Below are 21,643 nucleotides of genomic sequence, written 5' to 3'. Positions count from 1 at the left end.
GGATCAAAAGCAGCGGCCAGCCGGATTGCCGACAGCCCGTTCGGCGGGCAGGATCGGGCGGGCGATCCGGCAGAGCGTCACCGAGGCATGACCCCTCGTACAACCGTCGCGCGGCCCCAGCCGGACGGCCGATGGCGTCGCGGTCACCAAGTGAACCCGACGATTCGCGCGCGCTAACCGGGTTTGATGCTGGCGAGTTGGACGAGCAGCTGAACGAGCCGATAGGCGTCGGCGAAGTCGGCGGCGTGGAAGGCGACCGTCCGGCCGCCGCCGACGCGGGTCACACCCGGCACCAGAGTTGCGAGGTCGACCATGTACGGGCCGTACAGGTCGACCTCGACCGCTAACGGCCCGGCCCGCTTCGCCGGGGGAATCGAGGCGCGCCGGGCGATCGCGTCGGCGGCAGCGTGACGCAGCCGCTCCCGCGCCTCCTGCGGATGCAGGGCCACCGCGGCGGCCTGCCCCAGGGTCTGCTTGACCGCGACGGTGACGGCCGAGGGCACCAGCTCACCGAACTCGGCGCAGGCGGTGTCGTCTCCGCTGAGCAGAACGACGGGCGCGTCCAGGTGTCCCGCCATGGCGACGTTGAGGCCAATCTCGCCCAGCGAACGGCCGGCCACCCGCACGTCGAGGATGGCGTCACTTATCGTGTGCGCCAGTACGGCGGGCCCGGCACCGGCCCGGGCGTGATAGCCGACGAGCAGAACGGCGTCCGTGTGTTCGTCCAGCCCCGCCAGCATGCCCAGCGGGCGGGGTTTGCCTCGCACCAGGTGAGCACGCCGGTCGAGGTCCTCCGGCAGGATGTTCCGAAACGTTCCGTGCGCGTCGGCGACCCACACCACCGCGTCGGGTTCGGCGTCGAGAACCCCAGCGATCACGGCGTTCGCCTCGGCCGTCATCAACGCTCGGCCACGCTCGTAGTCGTACCGATCCGGGTTGGTCTCGGCAGGATGCACGATCCCCGAGATGCCTTCCAGGTCCACCGAGATCAGCACCTTCATGACTACCGGACCCTACGCGCTCCCGAGACGATGTCGACCCCGCGCGGCGCAGCCCCGTCCCACCGTGCCGATCTCGCAGTTGCGGTCGCCGGGAAGAGAGCCGTCGATCATGGACTTGTGGTGCCTGGATCATCACGGTAAGAGGCACTTGTCCCCCACCACAACTCCATGATCGACGGGGGCGGGGCGGGGCGGGGCGGGGCGGGGGCGTCAGGCTAGGGCTGGGGTTTGGGCGTGGATGTGGAAGCGCAGCGAACGGGCGTCGGTGAAGCACTCCCGCATCGGGCGCACCAACTCGCGGTGCTCCGGGCTGCGTTCCCAGTCTTCGAAGTCGGCCAGGCTCGCCCACTCACTGGTGATCAACCATTGCTCCGGGTCGGTCGACGAGCGGCACACCTGGTCGACCAGGTGCCCCGGCACGCCACCGGCGACCAGGTGCCGCACCTGTTCGTACGCGGCGAGGAACTGCTCGGTGCGCGGTGCCGGCACCCGTACCAGGAAGACCACCCTCGCTCGTTGACCGCTCATGACGCCTCTCCCCTCATCGGCGCGGCCCCGCGCAGGACCAGCGCGCTGTTGAACCCGTCGAAGCCCCGCGCGCAGACCAGGGCGAGCCGGCTGCGCGGTCGGCGGTGCTCGCGCAGGAAGTCCAGCTCGCAGCCCTCGGCCACCTCGTCCGGCCCGGCCGACGCGGGCACCGTGTCGTGGGCGAAGGCGAGCAGCGCGGTGGCCACGTCCAACGCCGAGCCGCCCTGGTACGCCCGACCGGTCAGCGGTTTCTGAGTGGTCACCGGGGGTGACCGGTCGGCGAACACGGCACGCAGCGCCTCGGCCTCGCTGCGGTCGTATCGGGGCACGCCGAGCGCGTCGGGCAGCACCACGTCGATTCCGGCCGCGGCGACGCCCGCCCGGTCCAGGGCCAGGCGCATGGCCCGCGCGTACTGGGTCGCGTCGCCGGCGCTCTCCGCCGTGGTGTGCGCGGCGTCGTGGGTGGAGCCCCACCCGCTCACCTCGCCGTAGACCCGGGCGCCCCGGGCCAGGGCGTGCCCCAGCTCCTCCACCACGAACACCGCTCCCCCCTCGGCCGGCAGGTAGCCGCTGGCGGTGGCGTCGAACGGCCGGTACGCCCGCTCCGGGTCGGCGACGTCACTGAGCAGCCCCGAACGCAGCTGGCAGGCGAGCGCGTACGGGCTCAACGGGCACTCGGTGGCCCCGGCGATCACCACCGGGGTGCCCCGGCGCACCGCGCGGGCGGCGTGCGCCAGGCTGTCCAGCCCGCCGGCCGACTCCGCGACCAGCACCCCGCTCGGGCCCTTGAACTGGTGGTGGATGGAGAGCTGTCCGACACTGGCCGCGTAGAACCAGGCGATCGACTGGTACGCCCCGACGGTCCGGGACGTGCCGCCCCACAGGCGTTGCAGCTCCCGCTGACCGAACAGGTTGCCCCCGGACGAGCTGGCCAGGGTCACCGCGTAGCCGTACGGATCGGGGGCCCGGTCGGGCAGGCCGGCGTCGGCCAACGCCAGCCGGGTGGCGGCGAAGCCGAGGTGCGTCCACCGGTCGGTCTGCACCAGTTGTCGACTGTCGGCGTAGGAGTCGGCGGTGAAGCCGGGCACCTCCCCGCCGAAACGGGTCGGATAGCCGGACGGGTCGAATAAGGTGATCGGCCCGGTCCGGCGGGTGCCGGCGAGGACCGTGCGCCAGTGCGCGTCCGCGCCGATGCCGCTCGGTGCGACCACCCCGATCCCGGTCACCACGGCGCGAGCGACCTCGGCGCTCACGCCAGCACTCCGCTTCGCTCCGCGCCGGCGCGAGGCGCCGCGCTGCTGTGCCTGATGGTTCGCTCGCTACGCTCGCTCACGCCGCCACCGCGCCCAGCATCCGCCGGAAGACCATCGCCGACTGGAAACCGCCGAACCCGCTGCCCACCGAGAGGGCCACGTCCACCGGAACCTCCCGCGCCTCGTTGGGTACGTAGTCCAGGTCGCACTCCGGGTCCCGGGTGCTCCAGTTCGCCGTCGGCGGCACCACGCCGAACTCGATGGCGAGGGCGCAGGCGGCCATCTCGATCGAGCCGATCGCGCCGAGCGAGTGCCCGACCATCGACTTGATCGAGCTGATCGGTATCCGGTACGCGGCCTGGCCCAGCGCCCGCTTGAACGCGGCCGTCTCGTGCCGGTCGTTCTGCCGGGTGCCCGAGCCGTGCGCGCTGATGTAGGAGACCTGCTCGGGCAGGATCCTGCCCTGCTTGAGCGCGTCGGTGACGGCGAGGCTCATCTCCAGCCCGTCCGGTCGTAGCCCGGTCATGTGGTAGCCGTTGCTGCGGCTGGAGTAGCCGGCCACCTCGCAGTAGATGTGCGCCCCGCGCCGCCGGGCGTGCCCGGCCTCCTCCAGCACCAGCACCGCCCCACCCTCGGCCAGCACGAACCCGTGCCGGTCGGCGTCGAACGGGCGGGAGGCGTGGGCCGGGTCGTCGTTGTCCGGGCTGGTCGCCTTGATCGCGTCGAACGAGGCGACCGTGACCGGTGAGATCGGCGAGTCGGACGCGCCGGCCAGCATCACGTCCGCCTCACCGTCCACGATCAACTGGTGGGCGTACCCGATGGCGTCGATGCCGGAGGTGCAGCCGGTGGAGACCACCTGCGCCGGGCCGTGCAACCCGTGCCGGCAGGCCACGTCCGCCGCGAGGCTGCTGGGCACCAGCGCCTGATAGAGGTACGGGCCACCGCGCGCCCCGTCCACCAGCCAGCGCCGGCCGTGCTCGCTCACCGTCACGTACTCCTGCTCCAACGCCATCGTGCCGCCGACCGCCGTGCCCAGCACCACCCCGGCCCGGTCCCGTTCGGCGTCGGTGAGCACCAGTTGGGCGTCGGCCACCGCCTCGGCGGAGCAGGCCAGCGCGAACTGCACGTACCGGTCGGCCCGACGGCGCTCGGCCTCGCTGAGCCCCGCCGCCACCGGGTCGAAGTCGCACTCCGCCGCGATCTGCGACCGGAACGCCGACGGGTCGAAGAAACTGATTCGCCGGGTGGCGGTCCGCCCCTCGGTGATGGTCTTCCAGAAGCGGTCCCGGCTGGCGCCGCCCGGGGCGACCACCCCAATCCCGGTCACCACCGTGCGGCGCCCGGTCATCGCGTCACCTCTGTTCGCGACTGCGGGGCTCGCAAACCCGGCTCACTCCTCGCGCTCACGACGTGCCCCGCTGTTCGACCAACTCGGTGTCGACGTGGCCCAGCTCGGGCCGGGGGGCGAGCGGACCCAGGTGGAAGACCACCTCGGCCGGTTCGACACCGGTGTTGCGCAGCCGGTGTCGCACGTTCACCGGTACGAACAGCCCCTCGCCGGCGGCCAGCAGGGTCGGCTGGTCGTCCAGGTCCACGGTGATCGCGCCGCGCACCAGGTACAGGAACTCCTCGCTGTACGGGTGGTAGTGCTCGGCGATCCGCTCCCCCGGCTCGAGCGTGGCCACCCCGAGGAAACCCGAGGTGCTGCCGACGGTGCGCGGGCCGAGCAGCACCCGCAGCTCACCACCGCGACGGCGGTCGGCGGGTACGTCCCGGGCGGCTATCGGGCGGGTGCTCAGGTCACTCATCGTCGGCCTCCGTCGGCGCGTCGCTGGCGGTCGGGCTGTCCTGATCGGCGCGCTGCCAGGCGATCCGCTCCACCCGGTCCTTGATCACCGCGAGTTGGATCACGCTGTTGGTGTTGATCCGTTCGGTCATCGCGGCGTTGTCGACCGGCGCGGTCGGCTTCATCGAGAAGTCCTGCGTCCAGGTCATCCGGGTGCCACCGGCCTCCTCGGTGTAGCGCCAGTGGATGCGCATGTACTCGAACGGCCCGGTCTCCACCCGATGCGCCCGGACCTGCCTGCTCACCGGGTCGGTGGTGCGCTCGCTGACCCAGCTCCAGGACACCCCGTTCTCGTCGGGGTACATGGTGAGCCGGAACCGCACCGTGTGCCCCTCGCGGTGCAGGATCTCCACCACCGCGTACTCGGTGAACAGCTCGGTCCAGTTCGCCACGTCGTTGGTGACCTCCCAGACCAGTCCCAGCGGCGCGTCGATGACCACGCTGTTCTCGGTGTGACCGGGCGGGTCGGCGCGGCGGGCGACCAGGTCGGCCACCGCCGGGATGCTCAACTGCCCGGCCTGCTCGGGGATGTTCACCTGCCAGCGGTCGGCGACGACCGCGGAGAGTTCCAGCAGGGCGAGCGAGTCCATGCCCAGCTCCTCGAGCGACGCGGCGGGCGCCCGGGCCGCGGCGTCGGCGTCCAGCCCGCAGTGCGCCACCAGGATGTCGGTGATCTCGGCGGTCATCGGTCGACCATGGGTGACGGTCATCGGGTCCTCCTGTGGGTTGCGTCGGGATCTGCGGCGGGCGCGGTGCGCGGTGCGGGGGCGGCCGCCGGCCCCCGGGTGGGGGCGGCGAGCAGACGGTCGACCAGGCCGGTGGTGTAGCGGCCCTTGCGGAAGGCGGCGTCGTCGAGCACCCGCCGGACGAACGGGATGGTGGTGTGCACGCCCGGACCGGCGATGTCGAACTCGTCCAGGGCCCGTTCCAGCCGGTTGAGGGCCAGCTCCCGGTCCGGCGCCCAGACGATCACCTTGGCCAGCAGCGAGTCGTACCAGGGGCCGACCAGGTAGCCGGCGCTGGCGTGGGTGTCCACCCGGGTGAACGGGCCGCCGGGCGGGGTGAACCGCTCCAGCCGGCCGGGGGTGGGGGCGAAGCCGCGCTCGGGGTCCTCGGTGTTGACCCGGCACTCCACCGCGACGCCGTGCAGGCGGATCTCCTCCTGCCGCCAGCGCAGCGGCACCCCGGCCGCGATGTGCAGTTGCTCGTGCACCAGGTCGATCCCGGTGACCATCTCGGTCACCGGATGCTCCACCTGGATCCGGCAGTTGATCTCCAGAAAGTGGAACTTCTCCTCGGCGTCGACCAGGAACTCCAACGTGCCGGCGCCGACGAAGCCGACCTGGAGCGCACCCCGCAGGGCGGTCTCGGCGATGCTGTCGAGCACGGCGGCGGGCAGCGCCGGGGCGGGCGCCTCCTCGACCAGTTTCTGGTGCCGGCGTTGCACCGAGCAGTCCCGGGTGCCCAGGTGCACCCCGTTCCCGTGGGCGTCGCAGAGCACCTGCACCTCGACGTGCCGCGCCTCGGTGAGGTAGCGCTCGACGTACACCCGGTCGTCGCCGAAGGCGGCCTGCGCGGCGGCCCGGGTGCGGGCGTACGCCCGGCGCAGCTCGCCCGGGGTGTGCACCACGCTCATTCCCCGGCCCCCGCCCCCGGCGGCGGCCTTCACGATCACCGGGTAACCGACGGCCTCGGCCACCTCGGCCGCCGCGGCGGCGGTCGGCACCGGCGCGACACTGCCGGGTGACAGTGGCAGACCGGCGCGGCTCATCAGGGCCCTCGCCGAGGACTTGTCGGCCAGCGCGGCCATCACCGCCGGCGGCGGACCGATGAACGTCAGCCCGTTGTCGGCGCAGATCTCGGCGAAGTCGGCGTCCTCGGAGAGGAAGCCGTAGCCGGGGTGCACGGCCTGCGCGCCCACCTGCCGGGCCGCCTCCACGATGGCAGCGGCGTTGAGGTAGCTGCGCCGACTCGACGCCGGCCCGATCCGGACGGCCTGGTCGGCGAGGCGGACCACCGCAGAGTCGGCGTCGGCCGCGGAGTAGACCACCGCCGTTCGCACGCCGAGCTCCTTGCAGGCGCGCAGCACCCGCAGCGCGATCTCGCCCCGGTTGGCGATCAGCACGGTCTCGAACATGATCAACCACCCCGCGCCATCATGCCGGGTCCAGCTCGACGAGCGGCTGGTCGTACTCGACCGCCTGGCCGTCCTCGACGAGGATCGCTGCCACCCGGCCGGCCCGGTCGGCGGTCACCTCGTTCATCAGCTTCATCGCCTCGACGATGGCGACCGGCTGGCCCGGCCGGACCAGGTCGCCCACCGCGACGAACGGCCGCGCGCCGGGCTCCGGCGCCCGGTAGAAGGTGCCGACGATGGGTGCCCGCACCGCGGCGCGCCCGGGCACCGATGGCCGGATCACCGCGGGCGGGGCGCCGGGCGCCGGCACGACCGCCGGTGTCGCCTGGGCCGGTACCGCTGGTACGTCCGGTCGGGTCGCGTCTTCGGGGTGCCACTCGACCTCCAGCACCGCCGGCCCGCTGCGCAGCCGGATCCGGCGTACCGGCCCGGCCAGCTCGGCGATCAGGTGCTGCGCCTGCCGGCGCAGCCCGGCCAGCGCCTCCTCGCCGCCCATCCCGATCTCGTCGGACGCCTCGACGGTCGACACCGCCCCGTCGCCGGCGGTCATCGCCGGCCAGCCCGAGCGCCGGCGCGGTTCGCGCCGAACCGTCGGAAGCGTTGCCGGCGCAGGCGGACCAGCATGGCGGGCGGCACGTCCAGCAGCGGCAGGAGGTTGGCCAGCAGGGCGGCGCGCAACCGGTGGGCGGTCTCGGCCGGGTCGTCGTGCGCCGCGCTGGACGGCTCCGACACGACCTCGTCGACCACCCCGAGCCGGCACAGGTCGGGCGCGGTCAGTCGCAACGCGCGGGCGGCCTGCGGCGCCGCGGACCGGTCCGGCCAGAGGATCGCCGCACACCCCTCGGGGCTGATCACCGAGTAGACGGCGTTCTCCAGCATCAGTACCCGATCGGCCACCGCCAGCGCCAGCGCGCCGCCGCTGCCGCCCTCCCCGGTGATCACCGCGAGCACGGGGGTGGGCAGCACGGTGAGGGTGAGGATGTTCTCGGCGATGGCCGCCGCCTGACCCTGCTCCTCGGCGCTCACCCCGGGGTCGGCGCCGGGGGTGTCCACGAGGGTGACCACGGGCAGGCCGAGCCGGGCGGCGAGGCGCATGAGCCGCAGCGCCTTGCGGTGCCCCGCCGGGCTGGCCATGCCGAAGTTGCGGGCGACCAACTCGGCGGTGGTGTGCCCCTTCTGGTGCCCGATGACCATCACGTGCCGGCCGGCCAGCCGCGCCACCCCACCCACGATGGCCGGGCAGTCCGCGCCGAGCCGATCGCCGTGCAGCTCCACGAACCCGTCGAAGACGGAGTCCAGGTAGTCCAGTGTGGTGGGCCGCCCGGGGTGCCGAGCCATCCGGACGGTGTCCCACGCGTCGCGTACCGCCGGGATGTCGGCGTCTCCCTCGGCCGCCGGGTCCGCCGGCCGGGTCAGGGCCGCGCCGTCGTCGGCGAGGCGCTCGCGGCGCGACGCCGGCTCCTGCCGGGGTACGGATGAGCGTGCCGGACGGCCGGCGCGGGTCGCGGCGAGCAGCGCCACCAGCCGCCCGCGCAGCGACCGACGCTGCACCACCATGTCGACCTGCCCGTGTCGAAGCAGGAAGTCGGCGGTCTGGAAGCCCTCCGGCAGGGCCCGGCCGGTGATCTGGCGGATCACCCGGGGCCCGGCGAAGCCCATCCGCGCGCCGCTCTCGGCGAGCACCAGGTCGGTGTTGGTGGCGAACGAGGCGGCCACCCCGCCGTACGTCGGGTCGGTGAGGACGCTCACGGTGAGCAACCCGGCCTCGCGCAGCGCGGCGATGGCCTGGCTGACGGTCGCCATCTGCATCAACGACAGCGCGCCCTCCTGCATCCGCGCCCCGCCGGAGGCGGTGACCAGGATGAGTGGGGTGCGGTCGTCCAGCGCCCGTTCGGCCGCTCGGGTGATCAGCTCGCCCACCGCGCAGCCCAGGCTGCCGCCGAGGAACCGGAAGTCCATCACCGCCAGGGCCACCGGGTGCCCACCGATGGTGGCCGTGGCGCAGACGACCCCCTCGGCCAGGCCGGTGCTGGCTCGCGCGGCGGTGAGCCGATGTGGGTACGGCAGCACGTCGACGAAGTCGATCGGGTCCGCCTCCGGCAGCCGGTCGGGCAGCGGGCGCAGCGAACCCGGGTCGACCAGTTGGCGCAGGCGTTCCGGCGCGCCGAGCCGGGCATGCTCCCCGCACTCCGGGCAGACGTCGAGGTTGCGGCGCAGCCGTTTGCGGTAGAGCAGGCTGGCGCAGCCGGCGCAGCGGGACCAGAGCTGCTCTTCGCGCGGCGCGGTGGCCGTCACGACCGCCGCCCGGTGTCCGGCGCGTCGAACCGGTAGAAGCACCGCGCCATGGCGTCGCGTGGCGAGCGCCAGGTCGACAGGTACGGCGACACGTACGGGCGCAGGCGGTCACTCACCCGGATGAACTCGGGGTGGCCACGAGCGGCCTCCACCGCGCCCTCCGTCGGCTGCGCGGTCTCGAGCAGGTGCACATAGAGGTCGTGCAGTCGGTACAGCGAGCGGTGCTGGACACCGACCAGGCGCGGCAGCTCCGTGGCGTCCGACTCGGCGAAGATCTCGGCGACCCGCTCCTCAGCGGTCGGATCCACCTTCGCGACGATCAGCGATCGGTCCATACTGGGCCTCCCCCCACAGCGTCCGGCCGGCGACGGGTGGCCCCCGGACGCGCTGGACGACTGCCGACACGATGCGCCGATCCTCGTCACGGCGGCGTCACCACGCCGGGTCGACCATCGACGCATGGTGGTGACGCTGCGTTGACGCAACCTGTGTATCAGCTATGCGTCCGGTGCACGCCACGCGCTAAAGTTTGTGCAGTTCAGAACCGATCTCGGGTTGGCTGTCGCTAATAGAAGGTCCGCGCTGATATTGACTCAATGTGACCGTTATTGATAATCTTCAGCATGGTCAGCCCGGCGGCCTCGGCGGGGCGGGGCCGCGCCCGGCCACGCCACGATCGGCGGGGTCGACAGTGGCGTCGCGGGCAACCGATCCGGGACACAGCAGACAGTCGGGACGAGCGTTCCGCAGGGGGTGCCGCCGTGGCCGCTGATCCGTCCGTGCCGACCGCCGGCGACCCGCCCGAGGAGGGCGTCTCACTCCACCTGCTCGGCGGCTTCCGACTCCTCCGCGAGGCGGTGCCGGTCGTGGTGCCACGCGGGCTGCAACGGGTGATCGCGCTGATCGGGCTCCGCCCCGGCGCCACCCGCAGCCAGCTCGCCGGGCTGCTCTGGCCCGACGCGTCGGAGGAACGGGCGCTGTCCTCCCTGCGCACCGCCCTGTGGCGGCTCCGACAGGACCCGTGCTGCCCGATGACCGTGGCCAGCGACACCGTACGACTCAGCCCGGCGGTCCGGCTCGACGTGGACGACCTGATCGGCACCGCGGCCCGGGTCCGCGACGGCGACGACCCGCGCACCGCGGCCGGGGCGCTCGCCGCCGGCCGGCACGACCTCCTCCCCGGCTGGTACGACGACTGGGTGCTGCTGGACCGGGAGCGCCTGCGCCAACTCCGCCTGCACATGCTGGAACAGGTGGCCGGGCATCATCTGGCCGCCGGGCGGCACGGCGAGGCACTCGAAGCCGCGCTGGAGGCGATGGCCGCAGAGCCGTTACGGGAGACACCACACCGGCTGGTGGTCCGCATCCATCTGGCCGAGGGCAACGCCTTCGAAGCCGTGCACGCCTTCTACGTCTACCGGGACCTCCTCCGCCGGGAACTGCGGCTGGAGCCGAGCCCCGCGATGAGCGCCCTGCTCGACGACACCCTCGCCCCGATCCGCCAGGCCAGCCGCGACGCCATCACCGACCGCCCGTCACCGGCCGCTCGGCGCGGGTGACGGCGCCGCCCGTCACCGGCCGGTCGGCGTACGTGACGGTGACGTGACAGGCGCTGCGGCACGGTGGGCGCACAGAGCACGTGGCACCGATCCCGAGGGTCGGGCAGGCCACCGGCGGAAGGGGTCCCATGAGTCGTCTACTGATCGTCAGCCGGATCATCCCGGGAGCGGAGGGGCGGGTCGCGCAGATCTTCGCCGAATCCGACGCCACCGAACTCCCCAGCCTGACCGGCGTCACGCACCGATCCCTGTACTGCCTGCACGACCTGTGCGTACACCTGCTGGAGACCTCGGACGACGTCGACCCGGACGCGCTCGCGGCGGCCCGCAACCACCCACTCTTCCAACAGGTCAACGAGCGGCTCTCCGCGCACACGTCGCCGTACCTGCCGACCTGGCGCTCTCCCCGGGACGCGATCGCCGGCTGCTTCTACCGGTGGGACGCCACCACCGCGCCCACGGCGCGTTCAGCCAGCACCACCGCGCCCACGGCCAGCCCGGCCGGCACCGACGCGCTCACAGCGCGCCCGGCCAGCGCCGCCGCGCCCACGGCGGGCCCAGCCGGCACCGACGCGCCCGCTCCGCGCCCGGCCAACACCGAGGCACCCGCCCCGCACCCGGCCGGCTGAGATGTCCGCCGCGCCGCCGCACATCCTGATCATCGGCGCGGGCACGGGCGGGTTGTGCCTGGCGCACGGCCTGCGCCGGGCCGGGATCAGCGTCGCCGTCTACGAACGACACCGCGATCGCGCCGAGGGGCTGCTCGGCTACCGGGTCGGCATCGGCCCCACCGGTAGCCGGGCGCTGCGGGAATGTTTGCCCCCGGAGCTGTTCGCCACCTTCCTGGCCACCTGCGCCCGGCCGCCGCACTACTTCAACGTCGTCACCCAGGGGCTCCGCCAGACCGCGTCGTTCGCGCTGCGGCCGAGCGCCGACCCGGTGCGCACCGAACACTCGGTGGCCCGAATGGTGCTGCGCCAGGTGCTGCTGACCGGCCTGGAGGACGTGGTGCACTTCGACAAGACCTTCACCCGGTACGAGCAGCGCGACGACGGCACCGTCACCGCGCATTTCGCCGACGGCACCAGCGCCACCGGCGACCTGCTGGTGGCGGCCGACGGCACCCACTCCGCCGTACGCCGCCAGTACCTGCCGCATGCCGTCACCCGCGACGCCGGGACGATCAACATCGCCACCCGGATCCCGCTGACCCCACACACCCGCGGCCTCATTCCGGAGCGGGTCCAGCAGGGCATCTCGCTGATCTTCGGCGTCGGCGGGATGATGGGCGTGCTGCACGTCATGGAGTTCAAGTGGGACGCCGAACGCGCGATCAAGCCCGGCGTCAGCGAGCCCGACGCCGCCCTGCTGCGAGACTGGCCCGGCCTGGCCCACGACACCACCACCGACAACATCAACCTGATCATCTGGAGTGCGGCCAACCGGTTCCCGCCCGACGTGATGGAACGCCGCGGCGAGGACCTGGTGCAGGTGGCCCTGGATCTCACCACGAAATGGCACCCGCACCTACGGGAGCTGCTGACCCACGCGGACCCGGCCAGCGCCCTACCGATCAAAGTGTCCACGTCCGAGCCGGTGCCGCCCTGGAAGAGCAGCACCGTCACCATGCTCGGCGACGCCATCCACACCATGACCCCGGGTCGCGGCGTCGGCGCGAACACGGCGCTGCGCGACGCCCGCCTGCTCTGCGCACAGCTCAGCCGCGCCACCGCCGGCGACAAGACGCTGCTCCAGGCTGTCGCCGACTACGAGGCGGTGATGGCGCCGTATGGCTTCGCGCGGGTCGCCGAATCGTTGAATCGCAGCGGCACCAACGGCGACGACCGGATGTACCGACCGGTGGTGGGTCGGCTCGCGCTGCTCGGCGCACGCGGCTACTTCGGAGTGACCAGCCGGGTGCCAGGGCTCCGTCGCCGGTTCGTCGACGACTTCCACACCTACGAGGGCGACCGGGACTGAACCCCCGCATCGCCCGACCCGGGCTCGGCGTCCCTCGCCGGGCCCGGGTCTCATCGTGTCCGGGCCTTGTCGGTTGCCGTCTCGCCGGGCCCGGTCTCGTCCGGTCGGGTTTCGGGGGTGATTGGGCGACGCTGTGTTATCCGGCAGGCACCGGCTGAGGTGGCTGGCGCACCCGCGACGCTGACGGCCGATCCTGCCTGTCGTCGGCAATACGCGTGTGCGAAGCTGCGGCGAGTTTTTCTCGTGACTTTTCCAACGAGGTGAGAGGGAGGTTCGCCGTGGCGTGGTCTTTCGGACACTCGCTGATAGTGGTACTGGCACTGTTGCTGGGCCTGGCCGCCGGGTGGCTGCTGCGCGGCCGGCGGGGCGCACAGGGCAATTCGATAGTGGAGGGTGACCCCGTTGCCGGTCTGGCCGTGATCAGCACGCCGACGCCGGCTGCCACCACCGACGAGGCCCGTCCTGCGGCCGCCGTCGACCCGGCACCCACCGCGGTCGCCGACGAGCCGGTACCGGTCGACACGGTCAGCGCGCCAGCCGCGGTGACCGCACCGGACGGTCCTGCCCCGGTGCCCGTGCCGGCGGACACCCCGAGCACCGCCGACCCGGCGGACATGGCGTTGACCGAGGACCCGCCGCCCGGACCGGCCACCGAGCAGTCCGACGCCGCCGAGCCTCGGCCGGAGCCGGCCCTGGACCCAGCCCCCGAGCCGGTCACGGCCGACGAGCGGCCCGCCCCGGCGGCCGTGGTCGCTCCCCGCCAGCCCGCGGACGACCTCCCGCTCGCCAACACCGCGCCGGTCGACACGACGCCGGCCAACGACGCGCCGGTCGCCGATGCGCCCGTCGACACGACCCCGGTCGACACCGCGCCCGTCAACGCCACGCCGGTCGACACGACGCCCGCCGACGACGCGCCGATCGCGGTCACTTCCGCCGTTCTCGCGCCGGCCGACGACGCGCCGGCCTCCGGCGGCCCGGTCGACGACGCGGGGACCAAGGCCACGGCGGTCGACCCGACGCCGGCAGCGGCGGCGACCGCCGAGCCGGCACAGGCCGACTCCGTGAACGCCGAGCCGGCACAGGCCGACGCGGCGGGGACCGAACGGTCGACGGTGGCCACGCCTCCGGTCCGGCCGGCCGGCACCGCGACCCCTCCGGTCCGTTCGGCTGCCGACGCGGCGATCAGCAGCGTCGACGCCGACCCGACGGGCCCGGCCGACGACTTCCGCCGGATTCAGGGGATCGGGCCGAAAATGGCGGCCGCGTTGCAGGACGCCGGCGTGCGTACGTACGGCCAACTCGGCGAGTTGGACGAGCCGGCGCTGCGCGATGTGATCCGGGCCGCCGGCCTGCGCGCCGCACCTGGGCTGGCCAGTTGGCCGCAGCAGGCACGCGTGCTCGCCGGTGCCGGCGACGAGATGGCGGCGGTGCTGCCGAACGGCAACCAAACCTGACCGCCTGCATTCGAGCCCCCGGCGGCCGTCATCGCGACGGCGGCCGGGGGCTCGGCCGTAGCCGCCGACAATCTCCGACGCCACCGCCGCGGTGATCGACTCGGCATTCAGGAAACCGCGCCATCCACCCGGCCCGGACACCCCGACTTCCAGGAACCCGCGTCGATCACCCCGGTGGGGTGACGTGCAGCTCCCTCAGGCGCGCAGCTCGGCCGCGAGGTCGCCGATCGCGCCCATCGCGTACCGCTGCATCCCGGGGCCGAAGGTGATGCGCGTCGCGCCCTGCCGGCCCAGCTCGGCCACCGACTCCCGGTCCGGTCCGGCGGCCATGTTGATCGGCCCCGAGATGCCCTCCCTCAGCTGCGGGAGCACCTGCGGCGGCGCCAGGATCGGGTAGACGCAGTCGGCGCCGGCCGCCACGTAGAGGCGGGCGCGTTCCACCGCGTCGGCCGGGTCACCCGCCCCAACCAGGAACGTGTCGACGCGCGCGTTGATGAAGAGAGCGTCACCGGCCTCGGCGCGTACCTCGGCCAGCCAGTCCGCGTGCCGCCGCGGGTCCTTGAGGGTGGCGGGCCCCGCCGAGTCCTCCAGGTTGCAGCCGACCGCGCCGGCCTCCAACAGCCGCCCCACCAGCTCGCGGGGGGCGAGACCGTAACCGCCCTCGACGTCGGCGGACACGGGAACGGACACGGCGCGGACGATCCGCGCGACCGCCGCGAACATCTCGTCCGGCGGGGTCGCGCCGTCCTCGTAGCCGAGCGAGGCGGCGACACCCGCGCTCGGGGTCGCGAGCGCCGGGTATCCGGCGTCGGCCAGCACCCGGGCGCTGCCCGCGTCCCAGGGGCCCGGCAGGACGAGCGGGTCACCGGCGGCACGGTCGTGGTGCAGGGCACGGAAGGTGGCGGCTGTCATCGTTGGGGTCTCCCGACGGGTTGCGCAGGGGCGGGGCTCAGGCGGTGTATCCGCCGTTGGAGTCAAGCACGGCGCCGGTGACGTACGAGGCCGCGGGGCTGGCCAGGAACGCGATGGCCGCGGCGGTCTCGGCGGGGTCGCTGACCCGTTGGATCGCGAGGCTGGACACCATGCCCATGAGCATCTCCGGGTCCGGCGGCTCCATCCCGGTCAGCATCAGCCCGGCCTGCACCATGTTGACGGTGATGCCGCGCGGCGCCAGGTCGCGGGCGACGCCCCGGGTGTAGCCGACCAGCCCGGCCTTGGTCGCGGCGTAGTCGGCGAGACCGGGTACGCCGACGCGGGTGCCGATTCCCGAGCCGATGTTGACGATCCGGCCGTTGTCGCGCAGCACCTTCGCCGCCGCGCGGATGATCGCGATGACGCCGGTGTAGTTGGTGGCGTGCATCCGGTCCAGGATGGCCACGTCGACGTCCGGGTCGTCGACCGTCCGGCCCTGCTCCAGGGAGATCGCGGCGTTGTTGACCAGGATGTCCAGGCCGCCGAGCCGGGTGACGACGTCGGTGATCAGCTGCGGTGCGCGTGAGCTGTCCGCCTGGTCGTTCTGCAGGGCGAGGGCGCGCACTCCCCGCCCCACCAGTTCCTCGACGACCGTGGCGGCCTTGTCGGCGGAGCCGACGTAGGTGATGGCGACGTCCGCACCGGCATCGGCCAGAGCGCGGGCCGTGGCCGCGCCGAGACCGCGGGAACCGCCGGTGACGAGGGCGACCTTGCCCGCGAGAGGCTGTGTCATGGGTTGGTCCTCCACCTGAGCTGATTATTGACCGATCGGTCCACCATACGCTTGGTGGACCAACCGGTCAATAATTGCTACGCTGGTCACATGGCCAGGCCACGACAGTTCGACGAGGAAGAGGTGATCCGCGCCGTCCGGGACCAGTTCTGGGACGCCGGCTACGCGGCGACCTCACTGGAGGACCTGGTGCGCGTCAGCGGGCTGGGCAAGGGCAGCCTCTACGGCGCCTTCGGCGACAAACACCGACTGTTCCTGCGGGCACTGCGGGAGTACACCGACACCAGCGGCGGCTACCTGCGCGAGATGCTCACGTCCGCTCCCCGCGCCCTGGACGCGCTGCGCGCGTTCGTCATGGCGCCGGTGGACGACCCGGGTGGCGCCGCCGCTCGGCGCGGCTGCCTGATGGCCAACAGCACGTACGAACTCGCCACCAGCGACCCCGACGTTCTGGCCGAGGCGCGGCGCACCTACGAGGCGACGACCGCCCTGGTCGCCGAGAGCGTCGGGCGGGCCCAGGACGAGGGTGACCTGCCACGCGACGTCGACCCGGTGGAGACGGCGCGCGCGCTGCTCGCCGCGCAGCAGGGGCTGGTGTTCATGGGGCGGACGGGGCTGGACATCGACACCCTGACCGCGACGGCCCGCACCCTCGCCGCGAAGCTCCTACCGGACGCCTGACACCGGCCCGACCGGGGCGTGCTTATTTGATCTTGCGAGTGGACCGGACCACGATTCCCTCGTACTCCGGGTGCTTGACCAGCCAGTCGGCGATAAACGGGCAGATCGGCACGACCGTCCGGCCCTTGCCCCGCGCGTCGTCCAGCACGGCTCGCGCCAGCGTCGACCCGACGCCCTTACCCTCGTACGCCGGATCGACCTCGGTGTGGGTGTAGGCGATGATCGAGCCGGTCAGCTGGTAGGTGACGAACCCGGCGACCGCGCCCGCCTCGTCGCGCGCCTCGAAACGCTCCCGCGCCGGCGCGTCTGTCACGGTGAACTGCACCCGACCATCCAACCACCCGGCCCGGCGGCGCTCGCTGCGAGGCCGGCCGAGGACGCGAGCCCACGCGCATTGTCGCGGCCGAAACGGGAAACGCAGCGCCGCCGGGCACCGGGAAACGCCACCCGGCACACGTGGGAGGAGACACGCCACCATGACGAATCCATCGACGGACGGCGGCTTCGCCGTCGTCGAGATGTTCACGTCCCAGGGCTGCAACAGTTGCCCTCCCGCGGAGGAGTTGCTGAGCGAGATCGAGCGCGACGCACGGGTTCGGGGACAGAACGTCTTCGCCCTCGGGTTCCATGTCGACTACTGGGACGACCTGGGTTGGCCCGACCAGTTCGCGGACGCGGCGTACACCGCACGACAGGAGGCGTACGCCCGCGCGTTCGGCACCCGGGGTCTGTACACCCCGCAGATGGTCGTCAACGGCACCGTCGAGTTCGTCGGTTCCGATCGCCGACGGGCGGCCTCGGCGATCATGTCCGCCGTGGCGTGGACCGCCACCACGCCACTGGCGCTCTCCATCGCCAACCTGGGCAGCGACCGGGTGATGGTGGAGTACCGGGCCGAACGGCCGCCGGAGCGCGCGATGCTGCACGTGGCGGTCGTGGAACGGGACCTGACCAGTGACATCGCCCGGGGCGAGAACGCCGGGCGGACGCTGCGGCAGGACAACGTCGTACGCGCCTTCAGGTCGGTGGGCCTGGACGCCGAGCGGGGGCAGGTGGAACTGGCGACGCCACCTGATCTCGATCGGCGGAACGCGAGCGTGGTCGGCTATGTCCAGGAGAACGGCGAACGAGCGATCGTCGGCGCCACGGCCATCGAGCTGTCCAGCGCGTAATCTCGGCGCATGCGGATGGTGCGCGGTGCGAGGAGGTTCGGTGGCTGACGCGGACGACGTACGCCGGGTGGCGCTGGCCCTGCCGCACACGGTGGAGATCGCCAGTGACGGCTTCGACTTCCGGGTGGCCGACAAGGGGTTCGTCTGGTCCTATCCGGAGCGGATACCGGGCAAGCCGCGCGTGATCCGGCTCGACATCGCGGTGCTGTTCGTCGGCGACGAGGCTGAGAAGCAGGCTCTCCTGCTCGGCGAGCCCGAGGTCTTCTTCACCACGCCCAGCTACGAGGGCCTGCCCCTGGTGCTGCTGCGCCTGGCGGCGGTCGACCTGGACCGGCTGACCGAGTTGGTGACCGACGCGTGGCGGATGCGGGTGCCGGACGCATTGTTGAACGACCCTGCGGGCGAACCGCTGGGTGACCGTGCGGTCGCCGGCAAATAGCGACATCAGCACGCAACGGGTTGGACACATTGACGGGGATCTCGGTACTCGATTACCGTGGCCGAGAGAGCGCTCTCTCACCTGACCTTCCCCCCAATTCAGACGCATAGCGCTGGACCCGGCAAGGGCCGCACCCGGCGCGCGCGATGGAGGCACGATGAAACCTCCCGTCCCCCACCGCCGATGGGCCCTGGCCGCCGCCACCGCGCTGGCCCTGGTCGTCGGCGGCCTCGCCATCCCCGTCACCCGCGCGGCCGAAGCCGCGCCCGTCGGCGCCGGCAGCTACACCACCACCCCGGTCGGCCCGCTCCCCAGCGGCTGCGGCGCGATGTCCAGCAACCCCCGGCAGTTCGCCACCGCCAACGCGCCCGCCGGGCCGATCCCCACCAACGACTGGTGGTCCTCGCTGCTGTGGAAGCGCACCGACTGCTCCTTCAGTGAGCCGCTGCACGCCCACCCGATCTCGTACGACACCTTCGGCGACGGGCTCGGCTTCTCCGCCAACTCCACGCCCGCCATCAGCGGCACCGCCACCGGTGTCGGCGAGTTCCACTACCCGTACGTGCAGGACATCCGGGTCGGTGTGGCCGGGCTCGCCGCACCCCTGGTCAAGGTCGACGGCTGGACGGACTGGACGGTCAGCCCACACTGGAGCGACGGCACGCGCACCATGCGCGCCACCATCGGCCACGGGCTGCCCTTCGCGTACTTCCAGACCACCGGCGGAAACGCGCAGATCAGCACCGCCGGCACCCCCGACGTCTGGTCCAACAGTGGCGCCACCATCGGCTTCCGGGTCAACGGCCACGACTACGTCGGGTTCGCGCCCAGCGGCGCCAGTTGGACGGTGGCCTCCGGTCGGATCTCGTCCACCCTGGCCGGCCGCGGATACTTCTCGGTCGCCCTCCTGCCACCGACGTCGAGCGCGACGGAGCGCGCCGAGCTGGCCGCCACCTACGGCCGGTACGCGCACGCCCACGTGACCGGCACCCAGGTGTCGTACGCCTACAACCCCGCGAACAGCGGCCTCACCACCACGTACGCGTTCACCACGACCGCCCGGGAGGGCACCGCCACGCAGACCGTGGTCAGCCTCTACCCACACCAGTGGAAGTCGCTCAGCGGCTCCACCGCGATCACGCCGACCTACCCGTCGGCGCGCGGCCGGATGAAGGTGCTCACCGGCGTCAACCAGTTCCGCACCGCCATGAAATTCCAGGGCATCCTGCCGGAGTTGCCGGCCGTCGGCGACGGCAGCGGCGCCGACCTGGCGACGCTCACCAGCCAGTTGGCCGCCGTTCGCGCCAACCCGATGGACCAGCGCGGCAACGACACCTACTGGACGGGCAAGGGGCTCGGCCGGGCTGCCCGGATCGCGGAGATGGCCGACCTGGTCAACGACACCGCGACGCGCGACAGTGCGCTGAACGCGATCCGCAGCACGCTCACCGACTGGTTCACCGCGTCCAGCGGCAAGACCAGCCGGGTCTTCTACTACGACAACACCTGGGGCACCCTGATCGGCTACCCGGCGTCGTACGGGTCGGACCAGGAGCTCAACGACCACCACTTCCACTACGGCTACTACATCGCCGCCGCCGCGACGCTGGCGAAGTTCGACCCGGCCTGGGCGGCCACCAGCCGCTACGGCGGCATGGTCGACCTGCTGATCCGCGACGCCAACAACTACCGCCGCGGCGACACCCAGTTCCCGTACCTGCGCGACTTCGACATCTACGCCGGCCACGACTGGGCGTCCGGGCACGGCTCGTTCGGCTCCGGCAACAACCAGGAGTCGTCGTCGGAGGGGATGAACTTCGCGAGCGCCCTCATCCAGTGGGGGCAGACGACGGGTAACACCGCCGTCCGCGACGCCGGCGTCTTCCTCTACACCACCCAGGCGGCGGCGATCCAGGAGTACTGGTTCGACGTCAGCGACCAGAACTTCCCCGCCGCCTTCGGGCACTCGACGGTCGGCATGGTCTGGGGCGACGGCGGCGCGTACGCCACCTGGTTCAGCGGCGAGCCCGAGATGATCCAGGGCATCAACCTACTCCCGGTCACCGGCGGGCACCTCTACCTGGGCAACAACCCGGCGTACGTGCGGACCAACTACGCCGAGCTCGTCCGCAACAACGGCGGACAACCGACGGTGTGGCAGGACATCCTCTGGCAGTTCCAGGCCCTCGGCGACCCCGACGCGGCACTGGCGAACCTGCGCGCCAACCCCGGCTACACCCCGGAGGAGGGCGAGAGCCGGGCGCACACGTTCCACTGGATCCGTAACCTCGCCGCCCTCGGCAATGTCGACACGACGGTGACCGGCAACCATCCGCTGTCCGCGGTCTTCTCCCGCAACGGGGCCCGCACCTACGTGGCGTCGAACCCGACGGCGACACCGATCACGGTGACGTTCTCCAACGGCACCACGCTCACCGTTGGAGCCGGCAAGACGGCCACCACCGGGGCGTACACCTGGAGTGGTGGCAACGCGGCCGGCGGCGTCCCCCCGACGACGCCGACGGACCCCCCGCCGACGACCGACCCGCCGACGACCCCGGGCAATCCGACGCGGTACCTGCTGCCCGGGGGCGGGTTGGGCGCCGCCGGTAGCGCGGCCACGACGACGGTCGCGGCGGCAAACGGAAACCACGACGGTACGCCCACCAACGCCCAGGTCTTCACGGCGACCGGCCTCAACCTCGCCTACGCCGGCGGGCAGACGGCGTTCGACCTGTTCGTGGACGCCGGGACGGCGGTCGGCAACGGCGTGCAGGTGCGGATCTCCTACGACCTCACCGGAAATGGCAGTTGGGAACGGGTGGAGACGCTGCGTTACTTCGCCACCGACCCGGTCGCCGGCTACGAGCACTACACCCAGAACGCCGGCCTGTCCTCGGCCACCGGCACGTTGGGCGCGCTGAGCAACGGCACGGTCCGGGTGGAGGTCTGGTCGGCGATCGGCAACAACCCGACCACGGTGGGCATCGGCAACCAGTCGGTGCTGCGGCTTCCGTACTCCTGATCGATCCGTTTGTCGCGACACGTTGTCGGCCGGTGGGGAGGACCAGGATCGGTCCTCCCCACCGGCCGACGGGTGCGGTCAGTCAGTCGTGTTCAGGAGGCGGTGCAGGTGGGGGTGATGCCGGCCCCACTGCCCGTGCCCTGGAAGCCGAACTCGGTGACCTGGCCGGCGCCGAGCCGGCCGTTGTAGTCCACGTTGGCGAACCGCACCGTGCCGGTCGAACCGGTGGCCGTCGCGTTCCAGGTGTTGGTGACACTCGCACCGCTGGCAAGGGTGACGCTGACGTTCCATCCGCTCGTGCCGGCGGAGCCGGCGGTGACCTTCACGGTGGCCACGAAGCCGCCGTTCCACGAGTTCAGTGACGCCGATGCCGAACAACCACCCGTCGGCGGGTCGGTCGGCGGGTCCGTTGGCGGATCGGTCGGCGGGTCCGTCGGCGGGTCCGTCGGGATGGCGGGGCCAGCGTTGAGGGCGTTCAGAACGTTGGTGTACGCGGCCTTCTTGTTGCCGTTGCAGTCGAACAGCAGGGCGTTGTCGGACCCACGCCACGAGTCGCAGTCCC

General features: G+C 72.5%; 21 protein-coding genes and 1 pseudogene. 8 read left to right on the top strand and 14 right to left on the bottom strand.

All coding sequences use genetic code 11. The features are described 5' to 3' along the window. Positions 1-173: 173 nt before the first annotated feature. The 10 genes from AC5L30_RS27300 to AC5L30_RS27255 form a co-directional block, all read right to left on the bottom strand. Positions 174-1,001: a M55 family metallopeptidase gene (locus AC5L30_RS27300; protein WP_494870617.1), complete on the bottom strand. Its 828-nt coding sequence runs from the start codon at positions 999-1,001 to the stop codon at positions 174-176. A gap of 210 nt (positions 1,002-1,211) precedes the next feature. Beyond that, a complete protein-coding gene (locus tag AC5L30_RS27295; protein WP_494870615.1) occupies positions 1,212-1,529 on the bottom strand; it encodes an antibiotic biosynthesis monooxygenase family protein in 318 nt (105 codons plus the stop codon). Beyond that, complete coding sequence (locus tag AC5L30_RS27290) at positions 1,526-2,782, bottom strand: beta-ketoacyl synthase N-terminal-like domain-containing protein (RefSeq protein ID WP_494870613.1); 1,257 nt, start codon at positions 2,780-2,782, stop codon at positions 1,526-1,528. Before AC5L30_RS27290 ends, AC5L30_RS27295 begins: the two co-directional genes overlap by 4 nt. Before the next feature lie 76 nt (positions 2,783-2,858). Beyond that, positions 2,859-4,133 carry a beta-ketoacyl-[acyl-carrier-protein] synthase family protein gene (locus AC5L30_RS27285; protein ID WP_494870611.1) on the bottom strand — a complete coding sequence of 425 codons (1,275 nt, stop codon included), beginning with the start codon at positions 4,131-4,133 and terminating at the stop codon, positions 2,859-2,861. Positions 4,134-4,188: 55 nt separating this feature from the next. Next, entirely contained in the window at positions 4,189-4,593 is a 405-nt protein-coding gene (locus tag AC5L30_RS27280; RefSeq protein WP_196922953.1) for a cupin domain-containing protein, read from the bottom strand. Next, on the bottom strand, positions 4,586-5,341 hold the full coding sequence (locus tag AC5L30_RS27275; protein WP_494870609.1) for an SRPBCC family protein: 756 nt from the start codon (positions 5,339-5,341) through the stop codon (positions 4,586-4,588). Before AC5L30_RS27275 ends, AC5L30_RS27280 begins: the two co-directional genes overlap by 8 nt. Then, entirely contained in the window at positions 5,338-6,768 is a 1,431-nt protein-coding gene (locus AC5L30_RS27270; protein ID WP_494870607.1) for an acetyl-CoA carboxylase biotin carboxylase subunit, read from the bottom strand. The genes AC5L30_RS27275 and AC5L30_RS27270 overlap by 4 nt, the downstream gene beginning before the upstream one ends. A 19-nt stretch (positions 6,769-6,787) precedes the next feature. Next, on the bottom strand, positions 6,788-7,318 hold the full coding sequence (accB, locus tag AC5L30_RS27265) for an acetyl-CoA carboxylase biotin carboxyl carrier protein (RefSeq protein WP_494870605.1): 531 nt from the start codon (positions 7,316-7,318) through the stop codon (positions 6,788-6,790). Then, the gene (locus AC5L30_RS27260; RefSeq protein WP_494870603.1) at positions 7,315-9,063 is read right to left on the bottom strand and encodes an acetyl-CoA carboxylase carboxyltransferase subunit alpha; all 1,749 of its coding nucleotides are present in this window, start codon (positions 9,061-9,063) and stop codon (positions 7,315-7,317) included. The genes accB and AC5L30_RS27260 overlap by 4 nt, the downstream gene beginning before the upstream one ends. After that, positions 9,060-9,398 (bottom strand): TcmI family type II polyketide cyclase, encoded by a 339-nt coding sequence (locus tag AC5L30_RS27255; RefSeq protein WP_494870601.1) that lies wholly within the window; start codon positions 9,396-9,398, stop codon positions 9,060-9,062. The genes AC5L30_RS27260 and AC5L30_RS27255 overlap by 4 nt, the downstream gene beginning before the upstream one ends. A 426-nt stretch (positions 9,399-9,824) precedes the next feature. Between AC5L30_RS27255 and AC5L30_RS27250 the strand changes: the two genes are divergently transcribed. The 4 genes and pseudogenes from AC5L30_RS27250 to AC5L30_RS27235 all read left to right on the top strand — a co-directional run bounded on the left by AC5L30_RS27250 (position 9,825) and on the right by AC5L30_RS27235 (position 14,059). Continuing rightward, complete coding sequence (locus AC5L30_RS27250) at positions 9,825-10,622, top strand: AfsR/SARP family transcriptional regulator (RefSeq protein WP_494870599.1); 798 nt, start codon at positions 9,825-9,827, stop codon at positions 10,620-10,622. A 128-nt stretch (positions 10,623-10,750) separates the two neighbouring features. After that, positions 10,751-11,077, top strand: a pseudogene (locus tag AC5L30_RS27245) (TcmI family type II polyketide cyclase); the annotation flags it as partial. A gap of 175 nt (positions 11,078-11,252) precedes the next feature. After that, the gene (locus tag AC5L30_RS27240) at positions 11,253-12,602 is read left to right on the top strand and encodes an FAD-dependent oxidoreductase (RefSeq protein WP_494870597.1); all 1,350 of its coding nucleotides are present in this window, start codon (positions 11,253-11,255) and stop codon (positions 12,600-12,602) included. Between the two features lie 308 nt (positions 12,603-12,910). Beyond that, positions 12,911-14,059, top strand: a complete 1,149-nt coding sequence (locus AC5L30_RS27235; RefSeq protein ID WP_494870595.1) for a helix-hairpin-helix domain-containing protein — start codon at positions 12,911-12,913, stop codon at positions 14,057-14,059. A 195-nt stretch (positions 14,060-14,254) separates the two neighbouring features. On the opposite strand, the gene AC5L30_RS27230 is transcribed toward AC5L30_RS27235, so the two are convergent. After that, complete coding sequence (locus AC5L30_RS27230) at positions 14,255-14,971, bottom strand: isocitrate lyase/PEP mutase family protein (protein WP_494870593.1); 717 nt, start codon at positions 14,969-14,971, stop codon at positions 14,255-14,257. Between the two features lie 37 nt (positions 14,972-15,008). Then, complete coding sequence (locus AC5L30_RS27225) at positions 15,009-15,764, bottom strand: SDR family NAD(P)-dependent oxidoreductase (RefSeq protein ID WP_494870591.1); 756 nt, start codon at positions 15,762-15,764, stop codon at positions 15,009-15,011. Between the two features lie 90 nt (positions 15,765-15,854). On the opposite strand from AC5L30_RS27225, the gene AC5L30_RS27220 reads away from it, so the two are divergent. Beyond that, a complete protein-coding gene (locus tag AC5L30_RS27220; RefSeq protein WP_494870589.1) occupies positions 15,855-16,445 on the top strand; it encodes a TetR/AcrR family transcriptional regulator in 591 nt (196 codons plus the stop codon). A 22-nt stretch (positions 16,446-16,467) separates the two neighbouring features. Here AC5L30_RS27220 and AC5L30_RS27215 read toward each other — a convergent pair whose 3' ends face one another. Continuing rightward, positions 16,468-16,770: a GNAT family N-acetyltransferase gene (locus AC5L30_RS27215; protein ID WP_494870587.1), complete on the bottom strand. Its 303-nt coding sequence runs from the start codon at positions 16,768-16,770 to the stop codon at positions 16,468-16,470. A 151-nt stretch (positions 16,771-16,921) separates the two neighbouring features. Between AC5L30_RS27215 and AC5L30_RS27210 the strand changes: the two genes are divergently transcribed. The 3 genes from AC5L30_RS27210 (at position 16,922) to AC5L30_RS27200 (ending at position 21,081) form a co-directional block, all read left to right on the top strand. Then, on the top strand, positions 16,922-17,617 hold the full coding sequence (locus AC5L30_RS27210) for a DUF1223 domain-containing protein (protein WP_494870585.1): 696 nt from the start codon (positions 16,922-16,924) through the stop codon (positions 17,615-17,617). Between the two features lie 40 nt (positions 17,618-17,657). Further along, positions 17,658-18,056: an MmcQ/YjbR family DNA-binding protein gene (locus tag AC5L30_RS27205; RefSeq protein ID WP_494870583.1), complete on the top strand. Its 399-nt coding sequence runs from the start codon at positions 17,658-17,660 to the stop codon at positions 18,054-18,056. Between the two features lie 157 nt (positions 18,057-18,213). Beyond that, on the top strand, positions 18,214-21,081 hold the full coding sequence (locus tag AC5L30_RS27200) for a glycosyl hydrolase (RefSeq protein ID WP_494870581.1): 2,868 nt from the start codon (positions 18,214-18,216) through the stop codon (positions 21,079-21,081). 92 nt (positions 21,082-21,173) lie between these two features. Here AC5L30_RS27200 and AC5L30_RS27195 read toward each other — a convergent pair. Beyond that, positions 21,174-21,643, bottom strand: a 470-nt coding sequence (locus AC5L30_RS27195; protein ID WP_494870579.1) for a cellulose binding domain-containing protein, incomplete at its 5' end; no start/stop codon positions are given.

The sequence above is a fragment of the Micromonospora sp. BQ32 genome, assembly GCF_059358895.1.
This window is presented reverse-complemented; position numbering and strand designations above follow the sequence as displayed.

Bases quoted from the DNA above. Each gene is read 5' to 3' on its own strand.
- AC5L30_RS27240 (WP_494870597.1), top strand. From the start codon at position 11,253: ATGTCCGCCGCGCCGCCGCACATCCTGATCATCGGCGCGGGCACGGGC.
- AC5L30_RS27220 (WP_494870589.1), top strand. From the start codon at position 15,855: ATGGCCAGGCCACGACAGTTCGACGAGGAAGAGGTGATCCGCGCCGTC.
- AC5L30_RS27285 (WP_494870611.1), bottom strand. From the start codon at position 4,133: ATGACCGGGCGCCGCACGGTGGTGACCGGGATTGGGGTGGTCGCCCCG.
- AC5L30_RS27255 (WP_494870601.1), bottom strand. From the start codon at position 9,398: ATGGACCGATCGCTGATCGTCGCGAAGGTGGATCCGACCGCTGAGGAG.
- AC5L30_RS27230 (WP_494870593.1), bottom strand. From the start codon at position 14,971: ATGACAGCCGCCACCTTCCGTGCCCTGCACCACGACCGTGCCGCCGGT.
- AC5L30_RS27300 (WP_494870617.1), bottom strand. From the start codon at position 1,001: ATGAAGGTGCTGATCTCGGTGGACCTGGAAGGCATCTCGGGGATCGTG.
- AC5L30_RS27270 (WP_494870607.1), bottom strand. From the start codon at position 6,768: ATGTTCGAGACCGTGCTGATCGCCAACCGGGGCGAGATCGCGCTGCGG.
- AC5L30_RS27210 (WP_494870585.1), top strand. From the start codon at position 16,922: ATGACGAATCCATCGACGGACGGCGGCTTCGCCGTCGTCGAGATGTTC.
- AC5L30_RS27275 (WP_494870609.1), bottom strand. From the start codon at position 5,341: ATGACCGTCACCCATGGTCGACCGATGACCGCCGAGATCACCGACATC.
- AC5L30_RS27280 (WP_196922953.1), bottom strand. From the start codon at position 4,593: ATGAGTGACCTGAGCACCCGCCCGATAGCCGCCCGGGACGTACCCGCC.
- AC5L30_RS27200 (WP_494870581.1), top strand. From the start codon at position 18,214: ATGAAACCTCCCGTCCCCCACCGCCGATGGGCCCTGGCCGCCGCCACC.
- AC5L30_RS27225 (WP_494870591.1), bottom strand. From the start codon at position 15,764: ATGACACAGCCTCTCGCGGGCAAGGTCGCCCTCGTCACCGGCGGTTCC.
- AC5L30_RS27295 (WP_494870615.1), bottom strand. From the start codon at position 1,529: ATGAGCGGTCAACGAGCGAGGGTGGTCTTCCTGGTACGGGTGCCGGCA.
- accB (WP_494870605.1), bottom strand. From the start codon at position 7,318: ATGACCGCCGGCGACGGGGCGGTGTCGACCGTCGAGGCGTCCGACGAG.